This window comes from Streptomyces vulcanius (assembly GCF_042653945.1).
GTDB classification, from domain to species: Bacteria; Actinomycetota; Actinomycetes; order Streptomycetales; family Streptomycetaceae; genus Streptomyces; species Streptomyces mangrovi.
In genome coordinates this window covers 1-25,636 of sequence record NZ_JBHSFK010000071.1, presented here as the reverse complement: position 1 = coordinate 25,636, position 25,636 = coordinate 1, and the positions used below count along the sequence as shown (strand labels likewise).

Here is a 25,636-nt window from a genome sequence, read left to right as displayed (position 1 = left end):
CGCAACCCGCTGTCCGCGCCGCCCTCTTCAGGAGTCCGACGACCGATGCGCAAGCGCACCCTCCTGCTCGCCGCGAGCCTCACCACCGGCCTGCTCACCGCCCTGCCCACCACCGTCGCCTCCGCCGCGCCCGCCAAGTACGCGGACGACTTCAACGGCGACGGCTACCGGGACGTCGCCGTCGCCGCGCCCTTCGCCCAGGTCGGCTCCGTGAGCGGGGCCGGTGCCGTCGTGGTCCTCTACGGCTCCGCCTCCGGGGTCTCGGCCGCCAAGCGGACCGTGATCACCCAGAACTCGCCCGGCGTCCCGGACACCGCGGAGGGGGACGACCGCTTCGGCATCAGCCTCGCCTCCGGCGACCTGGACCGCGACGGCTACGCCGACCTGGTCGTGGGCGCCCAGTACGAGAGCATCGGCAGCCGGGACGGCGTCGGCCGGGCGACCGTCCTGTGGGGCGGCAAGCGCGGCCTGTCCGGCGGTACGGTCCTGCCGCAGCCGTCCACCCTCTCCGAGTGGGGCGGCTTCTCCTCCGGCGTCTCGGTCGCCGACTTCGACGGCGACGGCAAGCCGGACGTCACCGTCACCGGCCAGGCGAGCACCCGCCTCTACAAGGGCCCCTTCACCCGCACGCGCCCGGCGAGCCACACCACCGTCAGCGAACTCGGCTCCACCTACGAGGTCGCCGCGGGCGACCTCAACCGCGACGGCGCGGCCGAACGCATCTACCCGTTCGCCGTCGACGGCGACGCGGGCGGCGACATCAGCTACTTCACCTGGACCGGCACCAAGTACGTCCGCCAGCTGCTGCCCAAGGCCGACGGCCTCACCGCCTCGGTCGCCGACGTCAACGGCGACCGCTACGGCGACCTCGTCCTCGGCGACTACGCGGACCCGTACAGCGGCAAGCCCGCGGGCCACAAGGGCGGCCAGATCTACGTCTGGTACGGCGGCCCGACCGGCCCCGACCCCGCGCAGAAGCCCACCGTCATCAACCAGGACACGGCCGGCGTGCCCGACACGGGCGAGGCCGACGACAGGTTCGGCGCCGCGCTCAGCACCGGCGACGTCAACGGCGACGGCTACGCCGACGTGGCGGTGGGCGCCCCCGGCGAGGCCGTCGGCAGCAAGAAGTACGCCGGCGCGGTGACCATCCTGTACGGCTCCGCGAAGGGCCTCACCGGCAAGGGCTCCAAGACGTTCACGCAGAACACCGCGGGCATCCCCGGCACCGTCGAGAACTGGGACGGCTTCGGCCAGTCGGTCCGCCTCGTCGACCTCAACCGCAACGGCCGGGCCGACCTGGTCGTGGGCAGCGGCGACGAGGACGACCAGCGGGGCGCCGTCACCGTCATCAAGGGCGCCACGTCCGGCCTGAACGCCACCGGCGCCAAGCTGATCACGGCCGCCAACCTGGCCCTCAAGGGCAGCGGCGGCCTCGGCTGGACCATCGGCCAGTAGCTCACCTCTTTATGACCGACCGTCAACTCAGCGCATCACGGGGGAAGTTCATGCGCCTGCGCGCCACCACCACAACCGCCGCCCTCCTCATGGCGGCCGTCGGCCTGTCCGCCCCGGCCGCCCACGCCGCCCGGACGCCCGCCGCGCCCTACGACTTCAACGGCGACGGACGCGTCGACCTGGCGATCGGCGCACCCGCCGCCACGGTCGCCGGCAAGGCCAGGGCGGGCGCGGTCTCGGTCGTCTACGGCGGCAAGAGCGGCCTCAGGACGGCCACCCGCACCCTCCTCACCCAGAACACGGCCGGCGTCCCCGGCACCGCCGAGACCGGCGACGCGTTCGGCACCGCCGTCGCCTCCGCCGACCTCAACAAGGACGGCTACGCGGACCTGTTGGTCGGTGCGCCCGGCGAGGATGCCGACGGCGACACCGACGGCGGCACGGTCGTCATCGTCTGGGGCACCAAGTCCGGCCTCTCCGGGGCCCGTACGCTGCCCGACCTCTTCAACACGGAAGTCGACCGCTACGGACAGGCGCTCGCCGTGGGCGACCTCGACCGGGACGGCGACCTCGATGTCGCGGTCGGCTCCAACGGCAGGCTCGGCCTCGCCTTCGTCGAGGGCCCGATCGCCAAGTCCGGTGCTCTGAGGAGCGGTTCGGGCTCCGGCTTCCCGTCGCGGTACTCGTCGTCGTACGGCGTCACCGCCCTGACGGCCGGCCCCGTCACCGGCTCCGGCACCACCGCCCTGGTGGTGCACGGGCGTACGACAGGCGCCGCCCACACCGCGGTCACCGACCTGGTGAGCGACACCACGATCGGCAACTACACCGACTGGCTCCAGGCCCTGCCGGCCGGCTACGCCTCCGCGATCGGCGACATCGACAAGGACGGCTACGCGGACATCGCGATCGGCAACGACCGCGAGACCTCCGCCGATCCGGCCGGCGCCAAGGGCGGCCGGGTCACGGTCGTCTACGGCGGTCCGGACGGCCGCAGCACCAGCCGCGCCCCGCTCGTCCTCACCCAGGACACGCCCGGCGTGCCCAACACCTCCGAGACCGGCGACCGCTTCGGCAGCGCCGTCTTCCTCGGCGACGTCAACGGCGACGGGTACGCCGACCTGGCCGTCGGCGCGGCGGGCGAGAACTACGGCGCCGGTGCGGTGACCGTCCTGTACGGCTCGAAGTCCGGTCTGAAGACCTCAGGCGCCACGTTCGTCCACCAGGACACCGCGGGCGTGCCCGACCGCTCCGAGAAGAAGGACCAGTTCGGCGCCCGGGTCGTGCTCGCCGACCACTCCGGCGACAAGCGCGCCGAACTCACCGTCGGCGGCCCCGGCGAGAACTCCGGCGACGGAACCGTCTGGTCCCTGCGCGGCTCGGCCACGGGCCCCACCGGCACCGGCGCCATCGCCTTCGGCCCCTCCACCACCGGCATCTCCACAGCAGGCACCCCGGGCTACGGCTCGGTCCTCAACGGCTGACCCGCCCCTCCTTCCTAAGGACTTTCATGCGCAAGCGCACCCTGCTGCTGGCAGCGACCCTCACGACCGGCCTGACCACCGGTCTGCTCACCGCCCTGCCCGCCACCGTCGCCACCGCCGCGCCCTCGCGGCTGGCCGGCGACTTCAACGGCGACGGCTACCGCGATCTCGCGATCGCCGCCCCCATCGCCAAGGTCTCCGGCAAGAGCGGCGCCGGATACGTCGCCGTCGTCTACGGCAGCAAGAGCGGCCTGAACACGGCCAAGCGGCAGATCATCAGCCAGGCGACGGCGGGCGTCCCCGGTACCCCGGAGTCGTACGACTACTTCGGCGACCGGCTGACCAGCGGTGACCTGGACGGCGACGGCTACACCGACCTGATCGTGGGCGTGCACGGCGAGCAGATCGGCTCGACCGACTCCTCCGGCGTCCTGACCGTGCTGTGGGGCGGTGCCACCGGCATCAAGTCCGGCACCGACATCTCCTCACCGCTGCCCCGGTACCGCAACGAGCTGGGCTGGTCGCTGGCGACCGGCGACTTCGACGGCGACGGCCACACCGACCTGGCCGCCGGCAACAACTCCACGCCGTCGCTGAACATCTTCCGGGGCCCGGTCTCCCGTACCGGAAAGGCGGCCTCCCTCGTCGGCGTCGACACCACCGCCCAGACCACGATCTACCCGGACAAGCTGATCGCGGGCAAGGTCAACGGCGACGGCCGGACCGATCTGGTGGTCATGGGACAGGAGGAGACCGCCTCCGGCGACTACCGCACCCGCAGCGTCCTCTACACCGGCGACGCCACCCGCACCCTCAAGGTGGGCAAGAAGCTCGCCGGCGGCTACGACGGGGTCATCGCCGACGTGAACAAGGACGGGTACGGCGACATCGTCACCGGCAACTTCATGGAGAAGGACGCCACCGAGCCGAACGGCGGCCTCGGCGGCGCGGTCACGGTGACCTACGGCGCGGCCGGCGGCCTCAGCTCCCGTGCGCCGGTCCGCATCACCCAGGACACCGCGGGCGTTCCCGACAAGGGCGAGAAGGGTGACCGCTTCGGCTGGAGCCTGTCGGCCGGCGACACCAACGGCGACGGCTACGCGGACATCGCCGTCGGCGCGTCCACCGAGACCCTCGGCGCGAAGAAGCAGGCGGGCGCGGTGACCGTCCTGCGCGGCTCGGCCTCCGGCCTGAAGGGCAGCGGCGCGAAGCTCTTCTCCCCGGACACCACGGCCGTCGCCGGCACCGCGCGGTCGAAGGACTTCTTCGGCTCGGCCGTCCGTCTCACCGACGCCAACGGCGACGGCCGCGCGGAGCTGGTCGCGAGCGCGTACGGCGTGAAGAGCGGCGCCGGCGCGGTCTGGCTGTTCAAGTCGAACGCCTCCGGCATCGCGGCGGGCGGTTCGAAGACGTTCACCGGCCCCACCCTGGGCGGCCCGGCGGGCCTGTCCTACTTCGGCGACGTACTGGCGGGTTAGCCGGCGAGGTGCCGTATGAGGGCGGCGAGTTGGAGGACGGTGGCAGCGAGCCTGAAGGTCAGGCATTCCGGAGCTGCCTTTCGGCTGGGGGCCTGGGACACCGACCCCACGCCGCCGACCGCCGCCCCCGTGCCACCTCCCGCCTCGGAGGAAACGGGACGCGGACTGCATCTGGTCCACGCCTACGCCGATGACTGGGGCTGGTTCCAGGTCAACGGAGCACGCGGGGGCGACGGCACATACGGAGCTAGCCCACCGAGGGAAGGGCCCCGGCAGTGCAGATCACGTAGGTCAGGCCGTTGGGCGCGGCGCTCCGCAGGTCGGGCAGCTGGAACGTCGTCCTTCCGTTGCCGCCGTACATGGTGCCGAGCAGCGAGAACAGCGCCTGGTTCTGGCTGATGTTCAGCAGCTGCCCGCTGGCCGGAACCCCGCCCGCCCGGCTCCCGGCCGCCAGCCACACCGCACCCAGCGTGCAGGCCACCCCCCGGCCCGACGCCGCCGACGTGGTCCCGGTCCCGAACCGCGAGTCCGGCCCGGGGTCGCCCTTGTCCCCCTTCGGCCCTGCGGGCCCGGTGGCGCCAGTAGGTCCGGTGGCGCCGGTGGGCCCCGTGTCGCCGGTCGCGCCCACGTCTCCCGTGTCTCCGGTGTCTCCCCTGTCCCCCTTGTCCCCCTTCTCGCCCGTAGCCCCGGTGGGCCCGGCCGGGCCGGTGGGCCCCGTCGCACCGTCCGGACCGATGGGGCCGATGGGGCCGATGGCTCCGTCAGGACCGATGGGGCCGAGGGCGCCGAGGGCGCCGACCGGGCCGGTGGCCCCCGTGTCGCCCTTCACGCCCTGCGCCCCCTGCGCGCCGGTCGCGCCCGTGGCGCCCTTGGCTCCCGTGGCGCCCTTGGCTCCCGTGGCGCCCTTGGCCCCGGTGGCCCCCTTGGCGCCCGTCTTGCCGGTGGCGCCCTTCGGCCCGGTGACGTTCCAGGAGACGCCGCGTTCGGCCCTGGTGCACGACTGGTGACGGGCGGGGTCGATGATCCGTACCGTCAGCCGCGTCTTGTGGACGCAGGCCTGGACCTTGGTGCTGGCCGCCAACACCGCGGCCTGGGGCGATGCCGCGACGGCGGTACCGGAAAGACCGATGACCACGGCGGAGGCGAGTACGGCGGTTCTGCGCGTCAAGGGCACGGAGAGTTTCAGCGGAACCTCACAGGCAAGTCGGGATATGGAGCCCCGATGGCGGATTCGTGAAGGAACGGTGGCGATGATGCAGTGTCAGCTCATGGCGGACAATGCCTCGAAACACCGAATCCGGGGCAGCCGCACCTGCACCAAGGTCTCCGCAACGGATGTCACAGCTCAGCAGCAAAGGCGGTACGGTCCCCCCGGCTCCGACGCGCGTGTCAGCGGGACCAGGTACGTTCGACGACGTGGCTGGATTCAGGATCGGACGTGGCGGCCGTGAAGGCCGCGCCCCCCAAGCGCGACCGCAGCAGGTGCCGCAGGGGCAACAGGGACCCTCGGGGCCTTCGTACGGCTACCCGCCCGCGCAAGCGCCATACCCGCCGCAGTTCCGCGGCGGGCAGCAGCCGCCGTACGGCGGTGGCGGCGGCGGGAGCGGGCAGTGGCCGCAGAGCGGCAACGGCGGCGGGAGCGACGAGCCGGAGTACTTCGGCGGCGGCGCCCCGCACGACCCGTATGCGGCGAACCAGCCCGGGCACACCCAGGCGTTCTCGGTCGACGACCACCAGCAGTACAGCCAGGGCGGGACGTACCACGCCGGTGCGGCGGCGCCCTCGGGGCCGATCGGGCCGCGGCTGCACTGGAAGGACCTGCTGCGGGGCATCGTGCTCTCCCCCAACCAGACCTTCCTGCGGATGCGGGACTACACGATGTGGGGCCCCGCCCTCGTCGTCACCTTCCTCTACGGCCTGCTCGCGGTCTTCGGCTTCGACGACACCCGCCAGGACACGATAAACGCGACGCTGTCCAACGCGATCCCGATCGTCCTGACGACGGCCGTCGCGATGGTGATCAGCTCCTTCATCCTGGGTGTGGTCACGCACACGCTGGCCCGCCAGCTCGGCGGGAACGGCGCCTGGCAGCCGACGGTCGGGCTGTCGATGCTGATCATGTCGCTCACCGACGCGCCGCGTCTGGTCGTGGCGATGTTCTTCGGCGGCGACGCGTCGTTCGTGCAGCTGCTGGGGTGGGCGACCTGGGTCGCGGCCGGCGCGCTGCTGACGCTCATGGTCGGCAAGTCGCACGACCTGCCCTGGCCGAAGGCCCTGGGCGCGTCGGCGATCCAGCTGATCGCACTGCTGTCGATCGTGAAGCTCGGCACGTTCTAGGAGCAGGTCCTAGTTCTCGGCGTCGAGCTGGTGGTCGGCCCAGACGTAGCTTGCGGGTAGCAGGTCGGTGATGGGGAGGGCTCGGATGCCGTCGTCCGAGCCGATGATGACCTTCAGGTCCGGGAAGTAGTCGAGGAGGACCTGGCGGCACCGGCCGCACGGGGGAACAACACCCCGGTCGCGGTCGCCCACGGCGACGATCGTGTCCAGCTCGTAGGCGCCCTGGGCGGCTGCCGCACCGATGAGGACCAGCTCGGCGCAGGGGCCTCCGGTGAAGTGGTAGGCGTTCACGGCGGTGATGATCCGGCCGTCCTGGGCGCGGGCGGCGGCCGCCATGGTGTGGTTGTCGCCCCGGCAGCGAGTGCGCGCGACGTGGGCCGCGGCCTCGATGAGTTCGTGGTCGATCTGCGTGGTCATCTTCCTCTTCCCTGTCTCTTCCCTGCCATCCTGGTGTGGCCGTGGTCAGGGTGTGGGCGTCAGCCACTGGCGTACGTACTGGCGGGCCGTGTGCAGGCGGGACTTGACGGTGCCCAGGGGCAGGCCGGTGCGCTCCGCTATCTCGGCGTACTCCATCTGGCAGATGTCCCGGTACACCAGGGTGACGGTGAGCGCGGGGTGGTCGCGCTCCAGGCGTTCGAGCGCGTCCAGGAGGTCGATCCGGGAGCCCGCGATCACGCTGGTGGTGCGCGGGTCGGGCCGGAGGGTCTGCTCGGCCGGGAGCGGCTGCTCGGCGGACCGGCGCTTCAGCTCGCGGTACTTCTGCCGGGCACAGTTGGCGACCACGGTGTGCAGCCAGGTGCTGAAGCGGCTGCGGCCCTCGAAGGTGCCGATCTTGCGGGCCACCTGGAGCAGGACGTCCTGCGCGGCCTCCTCGGCGTCCTCGCGGCAGGGCAGGAACCGGCCGCAGCGGCGCAGCACCTCCGGGCGGATGGCCTGGAGGAGGGCGTCGAGGGCGGCCCGGTCACCGGCCGCGGCGCGTACGGCGAGGGGTTCGGTGTCGGGGGCGAGCGGCACGGATGAACTCCCTACGAGGGTGGCGGGGACGCACGTCAATTGTACGAAGGGGACTTCCCAACTTCCTTTCCGTGCCCGGTCGGTGAGCGGGAGCCCCGTCGGGTGCCGGGCGTTCCTAGGGTCGCCGTATGACCATGACCGAGCTGGCGCAGCCGGTACCGGAGGCCGCCGCGCGGATCGTGCCGACGGGCGGGATCGGCATCGCCCGCGACCGGCTGCGGGTGCGGGCGGTGTACGGCGAGCGGTTCCGGCACGCGACGTCCGTGGTGAACCGGATGATGCCGGAGATACGGCGGCTGCGGGACGGCGGGCCGCGGGCCGACCGGGTGAGTGTGCTCGCCGACCTCGCGGCGGTCCACCTCTATCTCACCGGGGAGTGGGCGTGGCTCGACGAGACGCTGCCCCGGGGGACGGTGGGCGAGCATCTGCCGCTCGCCCGGTGCGTGGCGTCGGGTCTGCGCCGGCTGCGGTCGTATCGGGGGCCGGTGGCGGTGCGGGGCGACGCGGGTACGGCGGTGGACTGGTACCGGGGGCGGCGGGTCGTCACCGAGCGGGGGTTCTGGGCTGCCTCGGCCGTTCCGGCTGCGGCTGCGGCTCAGGCTGCGCATGCGCATACGGACCGGCCGGGGTTTCTGGTGTGGTCGCTGACCGGGCGTCGTACGGGGCCCGTCGACCCGTACCGGCCGGACCGGGTGGTGTTCCTGCCCGGTACGCGGTTCAAGGTGCTGCGGGTGGACGGGGGGTGTGAGCCGTTTGTGCTGATGCGGGAGATGTTCCCGCAGGAGCCGGTGTGGGACGCCGGGGCGGGTAGGGGCTCATGGCTGGACGAGAGCACGGTGGCCGAGTTGCAGAGGCTGCCGCCGGGCGGGGTCAGCCGGTTCGGGGGGCCTGTGGACCGGCCGCCCGGGGTGATCGTGACGGGTCGATGAGAAGGGAGCAGGGCGTGGGCGAGCGGATGGACAACTCCGGTACGACGCCGGAGACCGAGGAGTCGGTCGAGGAGGCGCGTGCTGCCGTGCTGGCCGCGTGGCGGGCCGACCGGGTGCCTGGTCAGTGGCCGGTGTTGGCGGACCAGATGGCCTGGTCCTGGTAGATGAGGTTGACGTTGCCGTCCGCGCCGAGGCAGAGGATCGCGCCCGGGTTTCCCTGGGTACCGGTGTTCCACAGCGGCTTCCCGTCGGGGCTGTAGACGACCAGGTTGCCGTCTCCTTGCAGGTAGGCGCCGTTGTCGCTGCCGGTGGTGCCGGAGGACCAGCGGGCCTTGCCGTTCTCGTCGTAGATCACCAGGTTGCCGCCCGTCTCCATCGCCATCCTCGTGCGGTTGGTGCGCCAGGACTCGCCGGCCTTGATCTTCTCGTCGGGCTGGACGCATACGGTCGTCCACTCGGCCGGGGCGGAGACCGAGGCCTCGGCGGAGGCGGTGTGCTCCACGGAGGTCCGATCCGTGGCGGTCGGCTTGGTGCTCTTCGTGGTCGCGGCGACCGGCGGCACCGCGCGGTCGGAGCCGGAGGAGCTCCGCAGGGGGGAGGCCGAGGTCGTGGGGCTGGGACTGGGGCTGGTGTAGGGGGCGGGGAGCGCGGTGCCGGACGCGGCCGCGTTGAATCCCGTCTCCGGCATGGCCGTCGACGAGTCCCCGGCGGTGTCGAGCGCCAGCCAGCCGGCGGCCGACGCGAGGACGGCGGCGACGACGGCACCGGCGGCGAGGAGACGCCGTCCGCGGCGGGGGTGTGTGGGGGTGAGGGGTGTGCTTGGGGGAGCTACGCGGGCGGGGCGGGCAGTGGCGGTACCTGCACTGACGAGGGCGGCCGATCCGCCGGCGGCGGTACCGGCACCGGCCGGGGCGGCGGATTCGGCGGCGGGGACGGGGCTGGTGGTGGGGTCGGACAGGGTCGTCAGTTCCTCGGCGAAGGTGAGGGCCGTGGGCCAGCGGTGGGTGCGGTCGGGGTGGAGGGCGCGTGTGATCGCGGCGGCGACGCGGGGCGGGAGGTCGGGGCGTAACGCGGTGGGCGGGGTGGTCCTGCCGGGGGCGGCGGGGATCTCGCCGGTGACGAGGTGGTAGGTGAGGGCGCCCAGGCCGTAGACGTCGGCCCGCTCGTCGATGCCGTCGGGGCCGGGGTCGGACTGTTCGGGGGACATGTAGCCGGCCGAACCCGCAGTCATGGTGAGGCCGGACGCGTGGGCGAGGGTCTTGGCGAGCCCCAGGTCGGCGATGAGGACACGGTGCTCGCGGGGGTCGCGGGCGCCGGGGTCCGAGCGCAGCAGCAGGTTGGACGGCTTGATGTCGCGGTGCAGGATGCCCGCCCCGTGCAGCACCGCCACCGCGCGGGCCGCCTCCGCCGCGAGCCGCAGCGCCTCGGGCACCGGGAGCGGACCGTCGGCCAGCCTGTCCTCCAGGGTGCCGCCGTCGGCGTACTCCATGACGAAGTACGGGCGTTCGTCGGGGAGTTCACCGATGTCGTGGACCTGTACGACGCGCGGTGAGGCGGCCTGCCGCAGCATCCGGGCCTCCGACAGGAAGCGTTCCCGCAGGTCGAGCCGCTGGGCCCAGTTGTCGGCCATGACCTTGATCGCGACGCGCGCGTCGAGCGAGTCGTCGTGGGCCAGCCAGACGACGCCGAAGGCGCCGGAGCCGAGCGGCTTCTCCACCCGGTAGCGGCCGATGGTGTGGGGTAAACGCATGGGTTCACCATGCGCCGGGATCATGACCGACGGATGTCCTGAGAGTGACCTGGCCTGTCCCGAGAGTGCCCGAAAGTGCCCGGGAGTGTTCCCGAAGCGCACCGCCCGCGCGCCCGCGCCGAACTTTCGCCCCGCCCGCCGCATCGGAACAGGGCTGCGGACCAAGACGGGTCGGAGAGAAGGGTGTGGGCGTGAGGGCTGCATGGAGGCGGGGCTTCGCGATGGTGTCCGGGTGTACGGCGGTGCTCGTGGCGGTGGGGGTGGTGGCTGGGTCCCCGGTGGCCGCCGCCTCCGACACGCCGGTGCTGCCGCGGATACCCGAGCAGGTGGACACGGCGGACGGGTGCACCCCCGCCGGGCGCCAGGAGGTGCGGCGGACGCCGTGGGCGCAGCAGCTGCTCGGGGTGCGCGAGGCGCAGCGGCTGGGACTGGGCGGCGGGGTGACCGTGGGGGTCGTGGACACCGGCGTGGACACCGGGGCGGCGGCGCTGAAGGGGCGGGTGTCGGGGGACGGGGCGAAGGACTGCGTGGGGCACGGGACGTTCGCCGCGGGGCTCGTCGCCGGGGCGCGGCGGGACGGGGTCGGGTTCGTCGGCGTCGCCCCGCAGGCCCGGGTGTTCGGGGTGCGGGTCACGACGGCCGGGGGCGTCACCGACGCGGACGCCGTGGCCGACGGCATCGACAAGGCCGTACGGCACGGCTGTGAGGTGGTGCTGGTGTCGGTGGCGTACGGGAAGCCGAGCGCGCGGATGAAGGCAGCCGTGGCGGGTGCCGTGCGGCGGGACGTGGTCGTGGTCGCGCCGGTGTCCGGCGGGCGGCAGTACAGCGCGCCCGCCTATCCGGGGGCGCTGCCCGGGGTGGTCTCGGTGGGGTCGGTCGGGGTGGACGGGGCCCCGTACCCTTCCGGCCGCAAGGCGCTCGCGGCGCCGCCGGATCTGGTGGCGCCCGGGGACCGGGTGATGAGCGTGGGCCCCGGGGGCGGGCACTTCACCGGGGACGGCGACACCGTGGCGGCGGCGTTCGTGGCGGGCGCGGCGGCGCTGGTCCGCGCCCATGACCCGGATCTGACCGCGACCGCGGTCGCCGACCGGCTCCGGGCCACCGCGGCACACCCCGCGGGGGCGGTGCCCGACCCCCTGGCCGGCTACGGCCTGACCGACCCGGCGGCTGCGCTCTCCGGCGTGCCGGTCCCGGCGGCGGTCCCGGCCGCCCGTGCGACCACCCCGTACCGGGTACCGTCCCGCCCGGCGTCCCTGTCCCCCGGCCCCGCCTGGGCCGTCGCGGCCCTCGCGGGCCTCACGGCACTGCTGGCCGCCGCCCTGGCCACGATCGTCCCCCGCGGCCGGGCCCGCGACTGGCAGCCGGGCAACCGCACATAGCGCCCGGCTCCCGTTCTCCCCAGCTCAGTCCTCCGACAGCGCCGTCTGTACCTGGGTGGTGCGGCGGCGGGAGATCCACAGGCCTCGGCCCGGGGGGAACTCGCTGGGCTTCACGTCGCCGAAGAGGACGCCTTCCGAGGGTGGGCAGGACAGGACGACGCTCGGGGTGTTGGCCTCGGTGAGGCGGCGCAGGAGGGGTTCGGACAGGGCTCGGCCGGCGCCGCCCGCCGCTCGGGCGACGATGAGGTGGAGGCCCATCTCGGCGCCCTGGCCGAGGTGTTCGAGGAGTGGGTCGAAGGGGGTGGGGCCGTAGGGGTTGCCGCTGACGAGTTCGTAGTCGTCGATGACGAGGAACAGCCGGGGGCCCTCCCACCAGTCGCGCTCGCGCATCCGCTCGGGGGTGACGTCCGGGCCGGGGACGCGGGGGGCGATCGCGCCGGCGGCTGCCGCCATCATCTCGCGGACCGCGTCGAGGGACACGGCGTAGCCGAGCCGCTGCTCGGGCGGTACCGCGTCGTAGAGCTGGCGGCGCACGTCGACCATGGCGAACAGCGCCTCGTCACTGTTGTGTCGGCGGGAGATCGTGCGGGCGATGTGGCGCAGCAGGTTCGTCTTGCCGCTCTCGGTGTCCCCGATCACGATCAGGTGGGGATGGGTGTCGAAGTCGTGCCAGAACGGGGCGAGTTCGTTCTCCTCGATGCCGAGGGGGACGCGGATTCCCTCGGCCGGCGGCAGGGCGCTCACCGCGAGGGTCGCGGGGAGCATGCGTACCGGCGGGGCGGACGGGCCGTCCCAGGCCTCGCGGACCTCGGCGACCAGCGACCGGGTGCCCTCGGTGAGGTCGGCGGGGGCGCCGCCGCCGTCGACGCGGGGCAGCGCGGTGAGGAAGTGGTGGTTGTCCTCGGTCAGGCCGCGGCCCGCGATCCTCGGCACCTCCTGGGCCTTGCGCATACCGATGATCGAGTCGACCGGATCGCCGAGCCGCAGCTCGAACCGGCTGGCGATCTGGTCGCGCAGCGCGGACTGGATGTCCGCCCAGCGCGGCGAGGCGACCATCAGGTGGATGCCGTAGTTCAGGCCCCGGGCGGCGAGTTGGATGATCGTCTGGCTGAGGTCGTAGAAGTCCTGGCGGAGGATCGACCAGCCGTCGATGACCAGGAAGACATCGCCGTAGGGGTCGTCGGGGAAGTCGCCGGCGGCACGTCTGCGGCGGTAGGTCGGCATCGAGTCGATGCCGGATGCGGCGAACTCCGTCTCCCTGCGGGCGAGGAGGGACGTGAACTCGCCCACCGTGCGGTTGATGCGTTCGATGTCCACGCGGCCGGTGACGGAGCCCACGTGGGGCAGTCCGGTCAGTGCGGTGAGGCTGCCGCCGCCGAAGTCCAGGCAGTAGAACTGCACTTCGCGGGGGGTGTGGGTGACCGCGAGGGCGGTGACGAGCGTGCGGAGCAGGGTGCTTTTGCCGCTCTGCGGGCCGCCCGCGACGCCCACATGGCCGCCCGCGCCGCTCAGGTCCGCGAACAGCGGGTCGCGCCGCTGCTCGAAGGGGCGGTCGACGACGCCGACGGGGATGCGCAGACCGCCGCCGTCCGGGCGGGCCGCGCGGTAGGCGTCGTGCGGAGAGGCCGGCAGGTCCGGTTGTGCGGCGAGGAGTTCGCCGAGGGTGGGCGGGGTGGCGAGCGGGGGCAGCCAGATGCGGTGGGCGGGGCGGGCGCCGGGCAGGTCGCGCAGCCGGCCGACGGCCACCTGGAGCAGGCTCTCCGCCGACTCCTCCGGAGTGTCGGGAGCCTCCGGAACGTCCGGGGCCGGGTGGGCGGGCAGGACGTAACCGGCGTCGTAGCGGACCACGGCCCCGGTGCCGGCGGCGGTCCGGGCCGTGTGGCGCCTGGCGCGGTGGGGGCCGGAGACATAGGCGGCCTTGAAGCGGGTGAGGGTGGCCTGGTCGCTCTTGAGGTAGCCGTTGCCCGGCGCGGAGGGCAGCTGGTGGGCGTCGGGGACGCCGAGGACGCCGCGGCTCTCCATGGCGGAGAAGGTGCGCAGGCCGATCCGGTAGGAGAGGTGGGACTCGAGCTGGTGGACCCGGCCCTCGTCGAGGCGCTGGGAGGCCAGGAGCAGATGCACTCCCAGGCTGCGGCCCAGGCGGCCGATCATGACGAACAGGTCGATGAAGTCGCGGTGCGCGGCGAGCAGTTCGCTGAACTCGTCGACGACGACGAGGAGGGAGGGGAGAGGGGCCAGAGGGGTGCCGGACAGCCGCGCGCGCTCGTACTCCAGGAGCGAGCTGTAGCTGCCGGCGGCGCGCAACAGCTCCTGGCGGCGGACCAGTTCGCCGTGCACGGCGTCGCGCATCCGGGTGACCAGGGCGGCCTCGTCGGCGAGGTTGGTGATCACCGCGGAGGTGTGCGGGAGGCTCTCCAGGCCCAGGAAGGTCGCGCCGCCCTTGAAGTCCACCAGGACCAGGTTGAGCACCTCGGAGGAATGGGTGAGCGCGAGGGCGGAGACGAGGGTGCGCAGGAGTTCGCTCTTGCCGGAGCCGGTCGCGCCGATGAGCATGCCGTGCGGGCCCATGCCGCTCTGCGCCGACTCCTTGAGGTCGAGTTCCACGGGCGAGCCGTCGGCGGCGATACCGATCGGCACCCGGAGGTGGTCGGCGCCGCCCGGGCCGCGGTGCTCCCAGAGCCGGGCGATGTCGTAGGTGTGCAGGTCGGGGATGCCGAGCAGGGTGGTCAGCTCGAAGTCGGTGGTGAGCGGTTCGGTGATCTCCGAGGCCACGCTCGTGCGGTACGGGGCGAGCAGCCGGGCCAGCGTGCGGGCGCGGACCGGGCTGAGCGCGTCGGGGCGGCCGAGCGGTGCGGTGGTCTCCCGTCCGGTGCGGTCCTGGCCGACCACCCGCAGCAGGTCGGGGGCGATGTCCAGGCCGAGGATGTGCGGGCCGCTCTCCCAGGGCAGGCAGCCACTGACGTCGACGACCACGCAGTTGCGGTAACCGCCTCCGGACAGCCGGGAGTTGACGGCCGTCTCGGCGCCGTCGAGGAGGACCACGGTGAACGGCTCCTCCAGGGCGGGCGCGGCCTGCGGGTCGAAGCGGGGCCGGGCGGTGAAGTCCTCGCCGAGCAGCTCCTCCAGCTCGGACGGACCGCGTGCGACGAGCCGCCGCTGGCCGGCCCCGTCCACGGCGGTGGCGTGCAGCGCGTGCGGCAGCCACTTGGTCCACTCCCAGTGGGCGAGCGAGACGTCGTCCGCGCAGACCGCGAGGCGCAGTTCCTCCGGCGCGTGGAAGACGGCGAGCTGGCCGAGCACGGCCCGGACCATGGCGCGGGCCGCGTCCAGGTCGCCGCGCAGCTGCACCCGCTCGTAGCCGCGCAGATGGAGGGCGATGGGCTGGTCGGCGACGGAGGTGTAGGCGCGGATGAAACGGCGCAGGGCGTGTGCGGCGAGCGGTTCCAGGTCCTCGACGGGCTTGGTCTGCAGGGGCGCCAGGCGCAGGCCGAGCCGCTGTTCGCCGACCGCGAGCCGTACCTCGCCGAAGTCGCCGTGTCCGGCACGGCGTTCCCACAGGCGGGTGGTGCGCACCACGGACCACAGGGCGGCCGGATCGGGGTTGCGCCAGGCGTGCACGTCACGCTGGCGCTCGACGGCCTCCCGGACCTTCCGCCGGACCTGCGACAGATAGCGCAGATAGTCGCGGCGGTCGCCGCTGATGCGCTGCTTGCGCTCGCTCGCGGCCCGCACCAGCTGGCCGACCAGCATCGCCACGGTGGACAGCACCAGGATGCCGCCCATGACGTACGTGTAGACCATGCTGCCGCCGGCGCCGCCGGGGCGGGCGAAGAGCAGCACCATGCCGAGCGAGGTGACGGCCATCGGCAGATAGGTGAACAGGGCGGACAGCCCGCTCTGCCGCTCCGGGAGGACGGGCGGTTCCTGGAGCTCCAGTTGGCCGCCCGGCGCCTCGGGCCCCGGGCGGCGCGGCGGGCGGCGGAACAGTAGGAGACTCACGCGGGTCCTCTCTGGTGGGGTGGGTTGTCTCTGGTGGAGTGGGTCGTCTCTGGTGGAGTGGGTCGTCTCTGGTGGGGTGGGTCGTCGCAGTCTCCGACGACGGGGCCCCTCTGCGGCCCGTGTCCGGACGGTCCGACTCCCTTTCAGGCCCCGACAAGGGACCGATGAGGCACGGACGCCCCGCGCACCCCCTGAACGGCGGAAAGCCGTTGCTAGCTTCGGCTCTCGTCGAGGTCGAACCGGCGAAACCGGTGGTCCGAGGAGGGTCGTATGAGCGTGGGCACGAGCACGGCAGGCGGCAACGCCGGCGTCATCGCCGCCGGGCTCACCCGGCTCGTGGTGCATGCCCCCGAACGCGTCCTCGACCTGGCCGTCCCCTCCGACGTACCGCTCGCCGATCTGCTGCCCGCCCTGGTGGGCCACGCCGCACCCGAGGGCACGAGCCTCGACGAGAGCGGCCTCGAACACAGCGGCTGGGTCCTTCAACGGCTGGGCTCGCCCGCCCTCGACGAGGACGCCACGCCCGCCGACCTCGGGCTGCGCGACGGCGAGACCCTCTATCTGCGGCCCCGGCGCGAGCAGCTTCCGCCGGTCCACTTCGACGACCTCGTCGACGGCGTCTCCACCGGCATGGGCGAGCGTGCCGACCGGTGGCGGCCCGAGTACACCCGCCGCCTGCTGCTCGGCCTCGCCGCCGCCACGCTCGCCGCCGCCTTCACCGTCCTGGCCGGTCTGGACTCCGCCGCCCTGGAGTCCGTACTCGCGCTGGGCCTCGGGGTGCTGCTGCTGCTCGGCGCGTTCGCCGGCTCGCGCGCCATGGGGGACGCGGTCGTCGGGACCGTGCTCGGCGTGCTGGCCGTGCCGTTCTTCGCGCTCGCGGGCTGGCAGGTGCCGGCCGGACCCGAGGGTCCCGAGCTGCTCGGCGCGCGGCTGCTCGCCGGGGCGACCGCGGCGGCGGGCGGCGCGGTCCTGGCCGTCGCCGCGTCCGCCGCGTCGGCCGCCCTGTTCTGCGCCGTGGTCCTGGTGTGTCTGCTCGGCGCCGCCGCCGGTGTCATCGGGCTGACCTCGGGCCTCGGACCGGCGGAGATCGCCGGTCCCGTCGCGGCGCTCACCGCGCTGCTCGGCACCTTCGTGCCCGTCCTGTCCTTCCGGCTGGCCGGGCTCGGCCTGCCGCCGCTGCCGACGAACGCCGCGCAGCTCCAGGAGGGCATCGACCCGCTGCCGGCCCGCGCCGTACTGACCCGCACCGCCGTCGCCGACCGCTATATGACCGCCCTGTACGCGGCGGCCGGCCTGGTGTGCGCGCTGTGCCTCACCGCGTTGGGCCTCACCGCGCTGTCCACGGGCGCCGGCTGGACGACGTACGCCCTCGGCGGCACCCTCAGCCTGCTCCTCGTGCTGCACGGACGCGGCATGACCAGCGCCCGCCAGCACCTCGCGGTCGCCCTGCCCGGCTGGTACGGCGCACTGCTGCTGCCGGTCGTCGGCGTCTGGCACGCCGGAACCGCCGCCCGGGGCGCCGCCCTCGCGGCCGGTGCCATGGCGTGCGCCGCCCTGGTGGTCGCGGCGTGGCACGTGCCCGGCCGCCGGTTCATCCCGTACTGGGGCCGGGCCGCCGACCTCCTCCACTCCCTCGCGGCCGTCGCCCTGCTCCCCCTGGTCCTGATCGACCTCGGTGTGCTGAACGCGCTGCGCGAGACGGGGAGCTGACCGCCATGCAGTCCCGACGCGACCAGGTCCAGGCCTACTCCTTCACCGTCGGCCGGCTCAGCTCCGGCATGCTCGCCGCCGACCCCGACGCCGTCGACACCCCGATGAGCCGCACCCGCCGCGGCGCCGTCACCGGCGCGCTCATCGCCCTGCTGCTGTGCGCGGGCTTCACGGTGTTCGGGCTGCTCTTCCCCAAGGACTCCGACGCCTGGCGCGCCCCCGACGCGCTGATCACCGAGAAGGAGACCGGAGCGCGCTACCTCTACGGCGACGGCGTGCTGCGTCCCGTCCTCAACTACGCCTCCGCCAAGCTGATCACCGGCAAGGACGGCAAGGTCGTCCAGGTCTCCCGCGCCACCCTGGCCGACGTGCCGCGCGGCACCCCCATCGGCATCCCCGGCGCCCCCGACTCCCTGCCCGCCGCCGGACAGCTCAGCGACGCCGCCTGGCAGGTGTGCGCCACCACCCGCGCCGCCGCCGACGGCACCCGGGAACCGGCGACCACCCTCGCCGCAGGCGCCGCACCGGGCGCCGCCGCACTCGGCGCCGACGAGGCCCTCCTGGTGACCGCCGCCGACGGCAGACAGCGCACCGCCTACCTCCTGTGGCGCGGCCGGCGGCTGCGCCTGGACACCGGGCACGGCGCCCTGCAGTCCCTCGGCTACGGCACCACCGAACCGCTGACGGCCGGCGCGGCCTTCCTCGCCGCCGTCCCGGCCGGACCCGACCTGTCCGCGCCCGAGGTACCCGGACGCGGCGGCAAGGGCCCCGTGCTCGGGGGCGCGCAGCGCCGTATCGGCCAGTACGCCGTCGTGCGCACCCCCGGTTCCGCCGAGCAGTACTACCTGCTCGGCCGGACGGGCCTGGCGCCGCTGACCCTCACCGAACTCCAGCTGCTGCGCGGCGACCCGCGCACCCGCTCCGGCGCCTACGGGGGCCGGGAGCCGTCCGCGATCGTGCTCCAGCCGGACGAGGCCGCCCAGCACCTGGCACCGGGCGGCGCGATCACCGGTGACGGACTTCCCGTCCGGCCGCCGAAGGCCCTCGCGCCGCGCGCCGGAACCGTGCCCTGCCTGAGGGTCACCCCGGCCGGGACCACGCCCCGGCAGGAGTTCGTCCGGGTGCCGGCGGCGCAGGCGACCGGCCTGCACCCGGTGCCCCGGCAGGGCGTCGCCGCCGGGTGCCCGGCCCCCGACCTGATCGCGGTCCGCCCGGGCAGCGGGGTGCTCGCGGCCCCGACCGCCACCGGCACCGCGCGCTACCTCGTCACCGACGACGGCATCAAGTACCCCCTCGCCGCCCCGGCGGTGGCCGGCCGGCTGTCCTACACGGACGCCGACGTCGTACGGCTGCCGTCCGCGCTGCTCCGGCTGCTGCCGACGGGATCCGTCCTCGACCCGGAACGGGCCGCCCGGCCCGCCCTGTCGGGACCGGAACCCGCGGCGGCGGACCCGGAGTGCCGTACCGGTCAACCCAACGGAAAGGAACGAACACCATGAGCACGCCCGCGCCCAGAACCACCACCACCGACCACGGGTTCGACGTGGCCAACAGCTCCATCGACACCGCCATCACGGGCTGCACCAGTGTCGCCACGGTCGTCGGCCAGGCCCAGTCCATCCTCACCGCCGGATGGACCGGGGAGGCCAGCGCCGTCTTCGACAAGGCCGTCAGCCAGTGGATGGAGCGGCACACCCGGCTGACGAACAGCATGAAGGAGATGCAGCAGGTGCTGGTCCAGAACAGGCACGGCATGACCACCGTCGAGTCCGGCGCGGTCCAGACCTCCGCCGCCCTGGGGCAGCAGGTCAACTTCTAACAACGAAGGAGCAGTTCATGCCCGACTTCAGGATGACCTACGACAACTCGGCCGAGGCGAGTGAGTACCTGGCCCAGCAGACCAAGGCGATCGCCAACATCGTCGAGGCCCTCGCCGCGGCGGTGAACTCCGTGATGGGCGAACTCGAGGGTACGACCGCCCAGGCGTACCAGGCCAAGCACGTGGAGTGGCAGAACATCGTCGGCGAGATGGGGAGGGTCCTCAATCTCGGCGCCACCTCCCTGGTCGACCTGACCGCGAACTACCGGACCACCGACGTCAACGAGGGCAACAGGTGGGGCGACATCACCGTCCGCTAGCAGAGGAAGGGGGCGCAGGATGCCCAAGTCCCCGGAGAAGAACTCGGGTACCACCGAGTACTCGGCCGAGGTCCTCAAGACGTACCGCGACTCTCAGGGTTACCTGCCGGGGATGCGTGACGAGTCCCAGGACGCCAACGACCAACTGGCGTACTACAAACAGGACCCGATCAAGGTGGGGGACCCGAGCTTCGTGCCGGCCGCGCACCTGGTGGAGCAGATGGTGAAAGTCGTCGACGGCCTCACCAACGAGCTGACGTTCAACTTCTCGATCACCGACACGATGATCGTGACCCTGTCGGCGACGGGCGAGGCCATGGAGGCGGCCGAGGAGAACGGCACGCTCTCCGGAAGCAAGTTCGGCGAGCTGGTCGGCAAGGCGATCAACGAGCGGGGCGGCGGCTCCGGCAGCGGCACCACCCCCCCGAACCCGAAGAGCTGAGGCAGGAGACCCACGGTGCCCGATCCCCAGACATGGCACGAGCTGGTGAACATCTTCTCCAACTCCGGACAGGCCAAGGGCTCCGAAGGGGGCCGGATCCCCACCCCGGCCGACGTCACGGCACCGCAGTGGACCCAGGCGTACTGGAACCGAACCGGCGGCGCCCCCTTCGCGGCACCCATCACCTGGACCTACCCCATGGGCACCGTGGGCCCGGTCACCGGCGCGCCGGACGGCAGCTGGACGACCGCCCCCACCCCCGTCACCGGCAGCGCCGGACTCGCGATCCGCCCCGAGCTCCTGAACGGGGACAGCGCCTGGTGGCGCTACGACGTGGGCTCCCTCCTCACGCTCAACGCGCTCGACGGTCAGGGCACCGACACCACGAGCCCGCACAGCCTCGAGCGGGCCCGGGACAAACTGACCGCCACCATCAACTACTTCACCAAGTGGGAGCCCAACCTCAACACCTGGCAGAGCTACCTGCAGCAGGACGGCTGGCAGGGACTGGCGGCCTCCAGCTTCGGCGACATCCTCAAACGGATCGCCACCGCCTACAAGACCATCCTCGACACGGCGTCGGGCAGCGGTCTGGACGGCGGCTACATCGGCGCCGTCAACGAGGCACTGACAGCGCTGTGGAACGCGCGCAACTCCATGAAACACGTGTACGCGGAGTGGAAGAGCCAGGAGGCCTGGTCCCCGGAAGGGGCGATGCAGGTGTACGGGAAGGATCTGGTCGTCTTCTGGTGGGACGACGGATCGGGCGGGTTGATCGTTACCCTCAGCTACCAGGGCACAGAGCTGGGCCGGATCGACGATGCCAGCACCTGGACCAAGGTCGACGAGGGCGTCAAGAAGATCTGGACCGCGACGGCTGCCAAGTACCTCGACGAGCCCGTGGCCGGCATCGTCTCGCCGCTGACCAACGCCTACCAGAAGGCCACGACCGAGCTGCGCGAGCTGAACAACGTCATCCGCACCGCCCTGACCGGCAGCCCTGACGGCCAGTCGAACGACGGCGGGAAGAGCATCCAGGACGAGCTCGACGACCTCCGGAAGAAGGCCGCCGGTGGTGGCGAAGGCGGAGGCGAGGGAGGCGGGACCGGGGGCGCGGGGTCCTCGGGCGCGAACCTCCCGCCCCCGGGAAGCACCGGGGCCGGGGGCGCCGGCGGGGGCACTGGAGGCGGCGCGGGCGGTGGCACCGGCGGCGGCGCGGGATCCTCCGGCGCCGATCTCGAGCCGCCCGGGCTGACCGGGGGCGGAGCGGGCGGGACCGGCGGGACCGGGAGCCTGGGGACCGGCGGTGGCACGGGCGGTGGTACGGGGTCCTCGGGGGCCAACCTCCAGCCGCCCGGGCTGACCGGGGCCGGAGCGGGCGGGACCGGGAACCTCGGTGCGGGCGGTGGGACCGGGAGCGGGACCTCCGGAACCCCGGGAACCTCCGGGTTCTCCGCGCCCGACTTCGGCGGGTCCGGGCTCCCCGACACGGGACAGACCGGCGGAGGCTCGGGGCAGAGCGGGACGAGTGGCTCCGGACTCGGCGGTACGACCGGCTCCAGCGGGCCCACCTTCAATACCGGCGGCGGCGGAATCGTACCGCCGCTCGGGCTGCCCCCCGGCTCCACCGGCGGCTCGGGCTCCACCGGATCCACCGGCGGCACCGGGGCGCTGCCCCCGTCGGGCTCCACCGGCGCCTCCTACCCGGACCTGGACCTGGACGACTTCGAGGAGTCGCCCCACCTCCCCACCGACAACCTGGTCACGCCCCCGCCGGGCAGCAACGGGACCAACGGGACCAATGGGCCGAACATCGCCGCGCCCGGCTCCACGTTCGACTCGTCGTACCCGACGTACAACGTGCCGACGCTGAGCGAACAGGGCTTCCCGGCCACGTCGAGCACGAACCCGGGATCCGGCGGCGCGGACGACACCTACGGCTTCACCCCGCCGGCCCTGTCCTCCTCCGGCGGCGCCGACGACGGCTACCTGGACGCCTACGCAGGCCAGTTCCTCGACAGCAACGGGAACGCCGGCGACGCGGGCGCGGGCGCCGGCTCGGGGGCGTCGGCGCAGACGCCGTACCTCCCGCCGATGGGAGGCATGGGCGGCATGGGCGGCGGGGCCGGCGGCGGGGACCGGGAGAAGGAGCGGGAACGCACCACCTGGCTCGCCGAGGACGCCGAAGTATGGGGCACCGACCCGGAGTTGGCGCCCACCGTGCTCGGCAGGACACCGCAGCAGAACGCACCCCTGGGAGGCATCCGTGAGCAGCAACCCGTTCCAGGCGCTCCTGGACGAGGTCCAGTCACAACTGGACGAGGCCCTCGACCGGGCCGACCGGGCACAGGAGGCGCTCAGGGAGGTCAGCGGGACGGCAACGTCCAAGGATCGCCTGGTCAGCGCAACGGTTGACGCCCAGGGCGCGGTGACGGACCTGAAGTTCCACGGCACCCGCTACCGGACCATGGCGCCGACCGAACTGTCGGCCCTGCTGCTCGACACCATCACGCGGGCCCGGCAGGAGGCGCTCGGGCAGCTGGACGACGTCCTCGGTCCTGTCGGACCCGAGGACCTGGAGATCGGTGACGTGACGAGCGGCCGGACCGACCTGGCCGAACTGCTGGAGGCGTTCGGCCTCGGCACGCTCCCGGGACAGCGGGACTGAGAGGAACCGAGAGGAGGAGGGACGCACGATGCCCAGCAGGAACCACATCATGGCCGACCCGGAAGGCGTCCGGAACGGCGGCCGGCACTTCGAGGGCGACCTGGCGGCCCGGATCACTCAGATCCGGTCCGCGCTGCTGGCCTCCCTCGCCTCGAACGAACAGCCCGACGCGTACGACGACGAGGCGGGCACCGCCTTCAACAAGGTCTACGACCCCGCCAGGAAGGACATGCTGACCCTGCTCGAATCACTGGAGGCGGCCTTCCGGCAGGCGTACGAGCAGATCGACGCGACCGCTCTGAACCTGGCCAAGGTCGAGGACTTCAACATCGTGAGCGCCACGGCCTTGGCGAACGCCGTCCAGAAAGCGCGCTGACGGGTATGGCGGTCGAGGCGTCGGAAGGACTGCGCGGGCTGTTCCTCGCGCTGACGGGCATGGAGTTCCCCAAGCTCAACGAGGACAAGCTGCGTGCGCTCGGGGAGAGCTACCGCGCGCTCGCGCAGGCGCTGGCCGATCTGCCGGACCAGATCGTGCAGGTCACACGCGCCATCCGGGCCCGTTTCGACGCCCATGCCGCGGACGCCTTCGCCGCCTCCATCTCGGAGTTCACCTCGGGCCGTACGAACTATGTCGCCGCCGGGCAGGAGGCGGCGGCGGGCATCGCCGCGTACACGGACAAGACCGCGACGAACGTCGAGTACGCCAAGTACATGGCGATAGGCCAGCTGCTCCAGCTCGTCATCGAGATCGCCTGGTGCATCGCCAACGCCTTCCGCACCTTCGGCCTGTCCCTGCTGCTGATCCCGGTGTACCGGGCGATCACCTCGCGCTTCCTGTTGCAGGTGCTGAAGTTCCTCTTCCAGCACCTGCTCGCGCACGTCATCATCAACACCGCCGTCGCGGTCTCCCTCGACCTGCTCATCCAGCGCATCCAGATCGGCAAGGGCACCCGCGACGCCTACGACCCCGACCTGACCCGGGACGCCCTCGTCGGCGGTGTCGTCGAGGGCCTGATCGCCGGGCCGGTGGGGCTGGCGGGCGCCAAGCTCGCCAAGGGGTTCGGCCGCAGCGTCGCGAACCGCACCGGTACGGCCCTGCGGGGCCAGATCAGGAACGCCGCGGGCGGGGCGGGCGAGATCTCGGCGGACGCCCTCACCCAGGGCGTCACGAACGTCATCTCCCGCAACAACGACGACCTTCTCCCCTCGATCGGCAAGGGGCTGCCGCTGAGCGACGAGGTGGTGACGCGGCTCGGCTCGGACTTCGGGGACCTGTTCGTCACGAACTTCGGACGCGGGCTGGGGGAGGGCGCGGCGCGTGACCTGGGCGAGGCGTACGGCCGTACGTTCGCCCGCACCTGGGGCGACGACGGCGCCTCGGACGCGTTGGGGACGGTACTGGGCGGCGCCGCCCTGCCGGGCGGGGTGCGGGGCGCGCTCACCCAACTCCCCGACACCGTCCGGGCCTCGGTGAACACCACCCGCAACACCGTGGTCACCAGGATGCTGGACCTCCTGGGCGAGGGCGTCGAGGAAGGCCTGACCAACACCCTCGCCGACATCGCCACCAACCTGGTCCTCACCGGCGAGTTCTCCGCCAACGGCTGGAGCTTCGTCTCCGGCCTCACCTCCGCCGCGACGGCGGGGGCGGGGGTGGCGGGCGGCATCAGCGGCATCCAGAACCTCCAGAGCCTGACCGCGGACCGAGGCGGCAAGGGGGACACCGGCACAACGCCGGCCCCCACCACCCCGATCACCCCGACCACCTCGAACACACCGAGGACCCCGGACACGATCAGCATCCCTGACCCGACCGGCGCCCCTGACCTCAGCGGTGAGACCAACACCGGCGGTGGCACCGACACCAGGGGCGACTCCGGCCCGATCGGCGTCCCCATCACCAGCGGCGACCCGGGCACGAGCAGAGGGCCCGACACGACGGACACCCCCCGCACCAGCAGCGGCCCCATCACCGGTACCCCGCACACCACCAGCGGCGCGCCCCGCAGCATCGCCACCCCGCCCCAGACCCCGACCCCCGCCCCGGGCGCGGAACTTCAGCAGTCCAGCCGGCCGACGCCCACCGCGCCCGCCGCCTCGGCCTTCACCGACTCGGGGCGGGCCCCCCAGCCCGCTGCCGCCACGAGCGGGTCCGACACCACCGGCGGCCCCCGGCCGGCCGGCGCCCCTCCCGCCCCCTCTGTCATCCCTGCATCGGACACCCGGTCTCAGCAGTCCGGCCCGTCGGTCTCCACCGCGCCCGCCGGTTCGGGTCCGGCGGCCCAGCCCGCTGTCACCGGTACCCCCCGCGCCACCGCCGGCACCTCGAGTACGGATACGGGGGCTGGGCCGATCGGGCCGTCGCCGCAGGCCACTTCCTCCTCCGCCCAGCCGGGCAGCGGCACGCACACGGCGGCCCCCTCCAGCAGTACGCCCCCTCAGCCGGGCCGCCCGGCCGTCCCGGCACCCACCGCGCAATCCACTCCGCAACCCACCGCGCAACCCGGCGCTCAACCGTCCGCTCCATCCGCCGCTCCCGCCGGAGACCGGCCCGCCCCGGCCGCCACCTCCTCCGGACCGGACCGGACCGGCCCCGCCAGACAGGCTGACGCCGGGCCGATTCCGGCCGAGCAGTGGTGGGACCGTCGTAGCGACGCCCCCGCCTCCTTCCTCAGCCTGGACTGGTTCGACCCGAGCAACGACCCCCTGCACACCGACCGCACCCCCGGCACCCTCCACGGACGCAACACCCTCGTCCGCACCCACATCCGCCGCATCCAGGCCGACGACGGCCAATGGATACGCAGCCTCACCCTCAACCTCCCCGTCCGCTTCGGACACGGCTTCCG

Annotated in this window: 21 protein-coding genes; 16 read left to right on the top strand and 5 right to left on the bottom strand. The window is 73.2% G+C overall.

All coding sequences use genetic code 11. The annotated features are described in order from the left end of the window. Window positions 1–45: 45 nt before the first annotated feature. From ACFPIH_RS53950 to ACFPIH_RS53940, 3 genes are read left to right on the top strand one after another with little or no spacing between them, the layout of a single operon-like run. Window positions 46–1,458: an FG-GAP-like repeat-containing protein gene (locus ACFPIH_RS53950; RefSeq protein WP_381185521.1), complete on the top strand. Its 1,413-nt coding sequence runs from the start codon at window positions 46–48 to the stop codon at window positions 1,456–1,458. Between the two features lie 50 nt (window positions 1,459–1,508). Continuing rightward, window positions 1,509–2,942 carry an FG-GAP-like repeat-containing protein gene (locus tag ACFPIH_RS53945; protein ID WP_381185519.1) on the top strand — a complete coding sequence of 478 codons (1,434 nt, stop codon included), beginning with the start codon at window positions 1,509–1,511 and terminating at the stop codon, window positions 2,940–2,942. 26 nt (window positions 2,943–2,968) lie between these two features. Beyond that, entirely contained in the window at window positions 2,969–4,420 is a 1,452-nt protein-coding gene (locus ACFPIH_RS53940) for an FG-GAP-like repeat-containing protein (RefSeq protein WP_381185516.1), read from the top strand. A gap of 247 nt (window positions 4,421–4,667) precedes the next feature. On the opposite strand, the gene ACFPIH_RS53935 is transcribed toward ACFPIH_RS53940, so the two are convergent. Beyond that, window positions 4,668–5,588, bottom strand: coding sequence for a tail fiber protein (locus ACFPIH_RS53935; RefSeq protein ID WP_381185513.1), 921 nt, complete (start codon window positions 5,586–5,588; stop codon window positions 4,668–4,670). 167 nt (window positions 5,589–5,755) lie between these two features. On the opposite strand from ACFPIH_RS53935, the gene ACFPIH_RS53930 reads away from it, so the two are divergent. Continuing rightward, the gene (locus ACFPIH_RS53930) at window positions 5,756–6,757 is read left to right on the top strand and encodes a Yip1 family protein (RefSeq protein ID WP_381185510.1); all 1,002 of its coding nucleotides are present in this window, start codon (window positions 5,756–5,758) and stop codon (window positions 6,755–6,757) included. Window positions 6,758–6,766: 9 nt separating this feature from the next. Here the strand turns inward: ACFPIH_RS53930 and ACFPIH_RS53925 are convergent, their stop codons facing one another. Further along, a complete protein-coding gene (locus tag ACFPIH_RS53925) occupies window positions 6,767–7,174 on the bottom strand; it encodes a cytidine/deoxycytidylate deaminase family protein (RefSeq protein ID WP_381185507.1) in 408 nt (135 codons plus the stop codon). Window positions 7,175–7,219: 45 nt separating this feature from the next. Then, window positions 7,220–7,771 carry an RNA polymerase sigma factor gene (locus ACFPIH_RS53920; RefSeq protein ID WP_381185504.1) on the bottom strand — a complete coding sequence of 184 codons (552 nt, stop codon included), beginning with the start codon at window positions 7,769–7,771 and terminating at the stop codon, window positions 7,220–7,222. A gap of 128 nt (window positions 7,772–7,899) precedes the next feature. Here ACFPIH_RS53920 and ACFPIH_RS53915 point away from each other — a divergent pair, with 128 nt between their 5' ends. Together ACFPIH_RS53915 and ACFPIH_RS53910 are read left to right on the top strand one after the other, a co-directional pair. Beyond that, on the top strand, window positions 7,900–8,700 hold the full coding sequence (locus tag ACFPIH_RS53915) for a hypothetical protein (protein WP_381185501.1): 801 nt from the start codon (window positions 7,900–7,902) through the stop codon (window positions 8,698–8,700). Further along, window positions 8,697–8,864: a hypothetical protein gene (locus ACFPIH_RS53910; RefSeq protein ID WP_381185499.1), complete on the top strand. Its 168-nt coding sequence runs from the start codon at window positions 8,697–8,699 to the stop codon at window positions 8,862–8,864. The genes ACFPIH_RS53915 and ACFPIH_RS53910 overlap by 4 nt, the downstream gene beginning before the upstream one ends. Here the strand turns inward: ACFPIH_RS53910 and ACFPIH_RS53905 are convergent. Continuing rightward, window positions 8,822–10,450 (bottom strand): protein kinase domain-containing protein, encoded by a 1,629-nt coding sequence (locus tag ACFPIH_RS53905; protein WP_381185496.1) that lies wholly within the window; start codon window positions 10,448–10,450, stop codon window positions 8,822–8,824. The two genes, ACFPIH_RS53910 and ACFPIH_RS53905, sit on opposite strands and share 43 nt — an antisense overlap. A gap of 191 nt (window positions 10,451–10,641) precedes the next feature. Here ACFPIH_RS53905 and ACFPIH_RS53900 point away from each other — a divergent pair, with 191 nt between their 5' ends. Further along, window positions 10,642–11,829, top strand: a complete 1,188-nt coding sequence (locus ACFPIH_RS53900) for a S8 family serine peptidase (RefSeq protein WP_381185494.1) — start codon at window positions 10,642–10,644, stop codon at window positions 11,827–11,829. Window positions 11,830–11,853: 24 nt separating this feature from the next. Here ACFPIH_RS53900 and eccCa read toward each other — a convergent pair whose 3' ends face one another. Beyond that, window positions 11,854–15,828 carry a type VII secretion protein EccCa gene (gene eccCa / locus ACFPIH_RS53895; RefSeq protein ID WP_381185491.1) on the bottom strand — a complete coding sequence of 1,325 codons (3,975 nt, stop codon included), beginning with the start codon at window positions 15,826–15,828 and terminating at the stop codon, window positions 11,854–11,856. Between the two features lie 270 nt (window positions 15,829–16,098). Here eccCa and eccD point away from each other — a divergent pair, with 270 nt between their 5' ends. The 9 genes from eccD to ACFPIH_RS53850 all read left to right on the top strand — a co-directional run. Beyond that, window positions 16,099–17,538 (top strand): type VII secretion integral membrane protein EccD, encoded by a 1,440-nt coding sequence (gene eccD, locus ACFPIH_RS53890; protein ID WP_381185488.1) that lies wholly within the window; start codon window positions 16,099–16,101, stop codon window positions 17,536–17,538. A gap of 5 nt (window positions 17,539–17,543) precedes the next feature. Beyond that, window positions 17,544–19,037: a type VII secretion protein EccB gene (gene eccB, locus ACFPIH_RS53885; RefSeq protein WP_381185486.1), complete on the top strand. Its 1,494-nt coding sequence runs from the start codon at window positions 17,544–17,546 to the stop codon at window positions 19,035–19,037. Further along, on the top strand, window positions 19,034–19,357 hold the full coding sequence (locus ACFPIH_RS53880; protein WP_381185483.1) for a WXG100 family type VII secretion target: 324 nt from the start codon (window positions 19,034–19,036) through the stop codon (window positions 19,355–19,357). Before eccB ends, ACFPIH_RS53880 begins: the two co-directional genes overlap by 4 nt. 17 nt (window positions 19,358–19,374) lie before the next feature. Continuing rightward, a complete protein-coding gene (locus ACFPIH_RS53875) occupies window positions 19,375–19,677 on the top strand; it encodes a WXG100 family type VII secretion target (RefSeq protein ID WP_381185481.1) in 303 nt (100 codons plus the stop codon). A 19-nt stretch (window positions 19,678–19,696) separates the two neighbouring features. After that, window positions 19,697–20,119 (top strand): hypothetical protein, encoded by a 423-nt coding sequence (locus ACFPIH_RS53870; protein WP_381185478.1) that lies wholly within the window; start codon window positions 19,697–19,699, stop codon window positions 20,117–20,119. Between the two features lie 15 nt (window positions 20,120–20,134). After that, window positions 20,135–22,534: a hypothetical protein gene (locus ACFPIH_RS53865; RefSeq protein ID WP_381185475.1), complete on the top strand. Its 2,400-nt coding sequence runs from the start codon at window positions 20,135–20,137 to the stop codon at window positions 22,532–22,534. After that, complete coding sequence (locus tag ACFPIH_RS53860; protein ID WP_381185584.1) at window positions 22,434–22,787, top strand: YbaB/EbfC family nucleoid-associated protein; 354 nt, start codon at window positions 22,434–22,436, stop codon at window positions 22,785–22,787. Before ACFPIH_RS53865 ends, ACFPIH_RS53860 begins: the two co-directional genes overlap by 101 nt. 28 nt (window positions 22,788–22,815) lie before the next feature. Then, window positions 22,816–23,163 (top strand): hypothetical protein, encoded by a 348-nt coding sequence (locus ACFPIH_RS53855; protein ID WP_381185472.1) that lies wholly within the window; start codon window positions 22,816–22,818, stop codon window positions 23,161–23,163. A gap of 5 nt (window positions 23,164–23,168) precedes the next feature. Further along, the coding region (locus tag ACFPIH_RS53850) for a WXG100-like domain-containing protein (protein WP_465270399.1) at window positions 23,169–25,636 on the top strand (2,468 nt) is incomplete at its 3' end.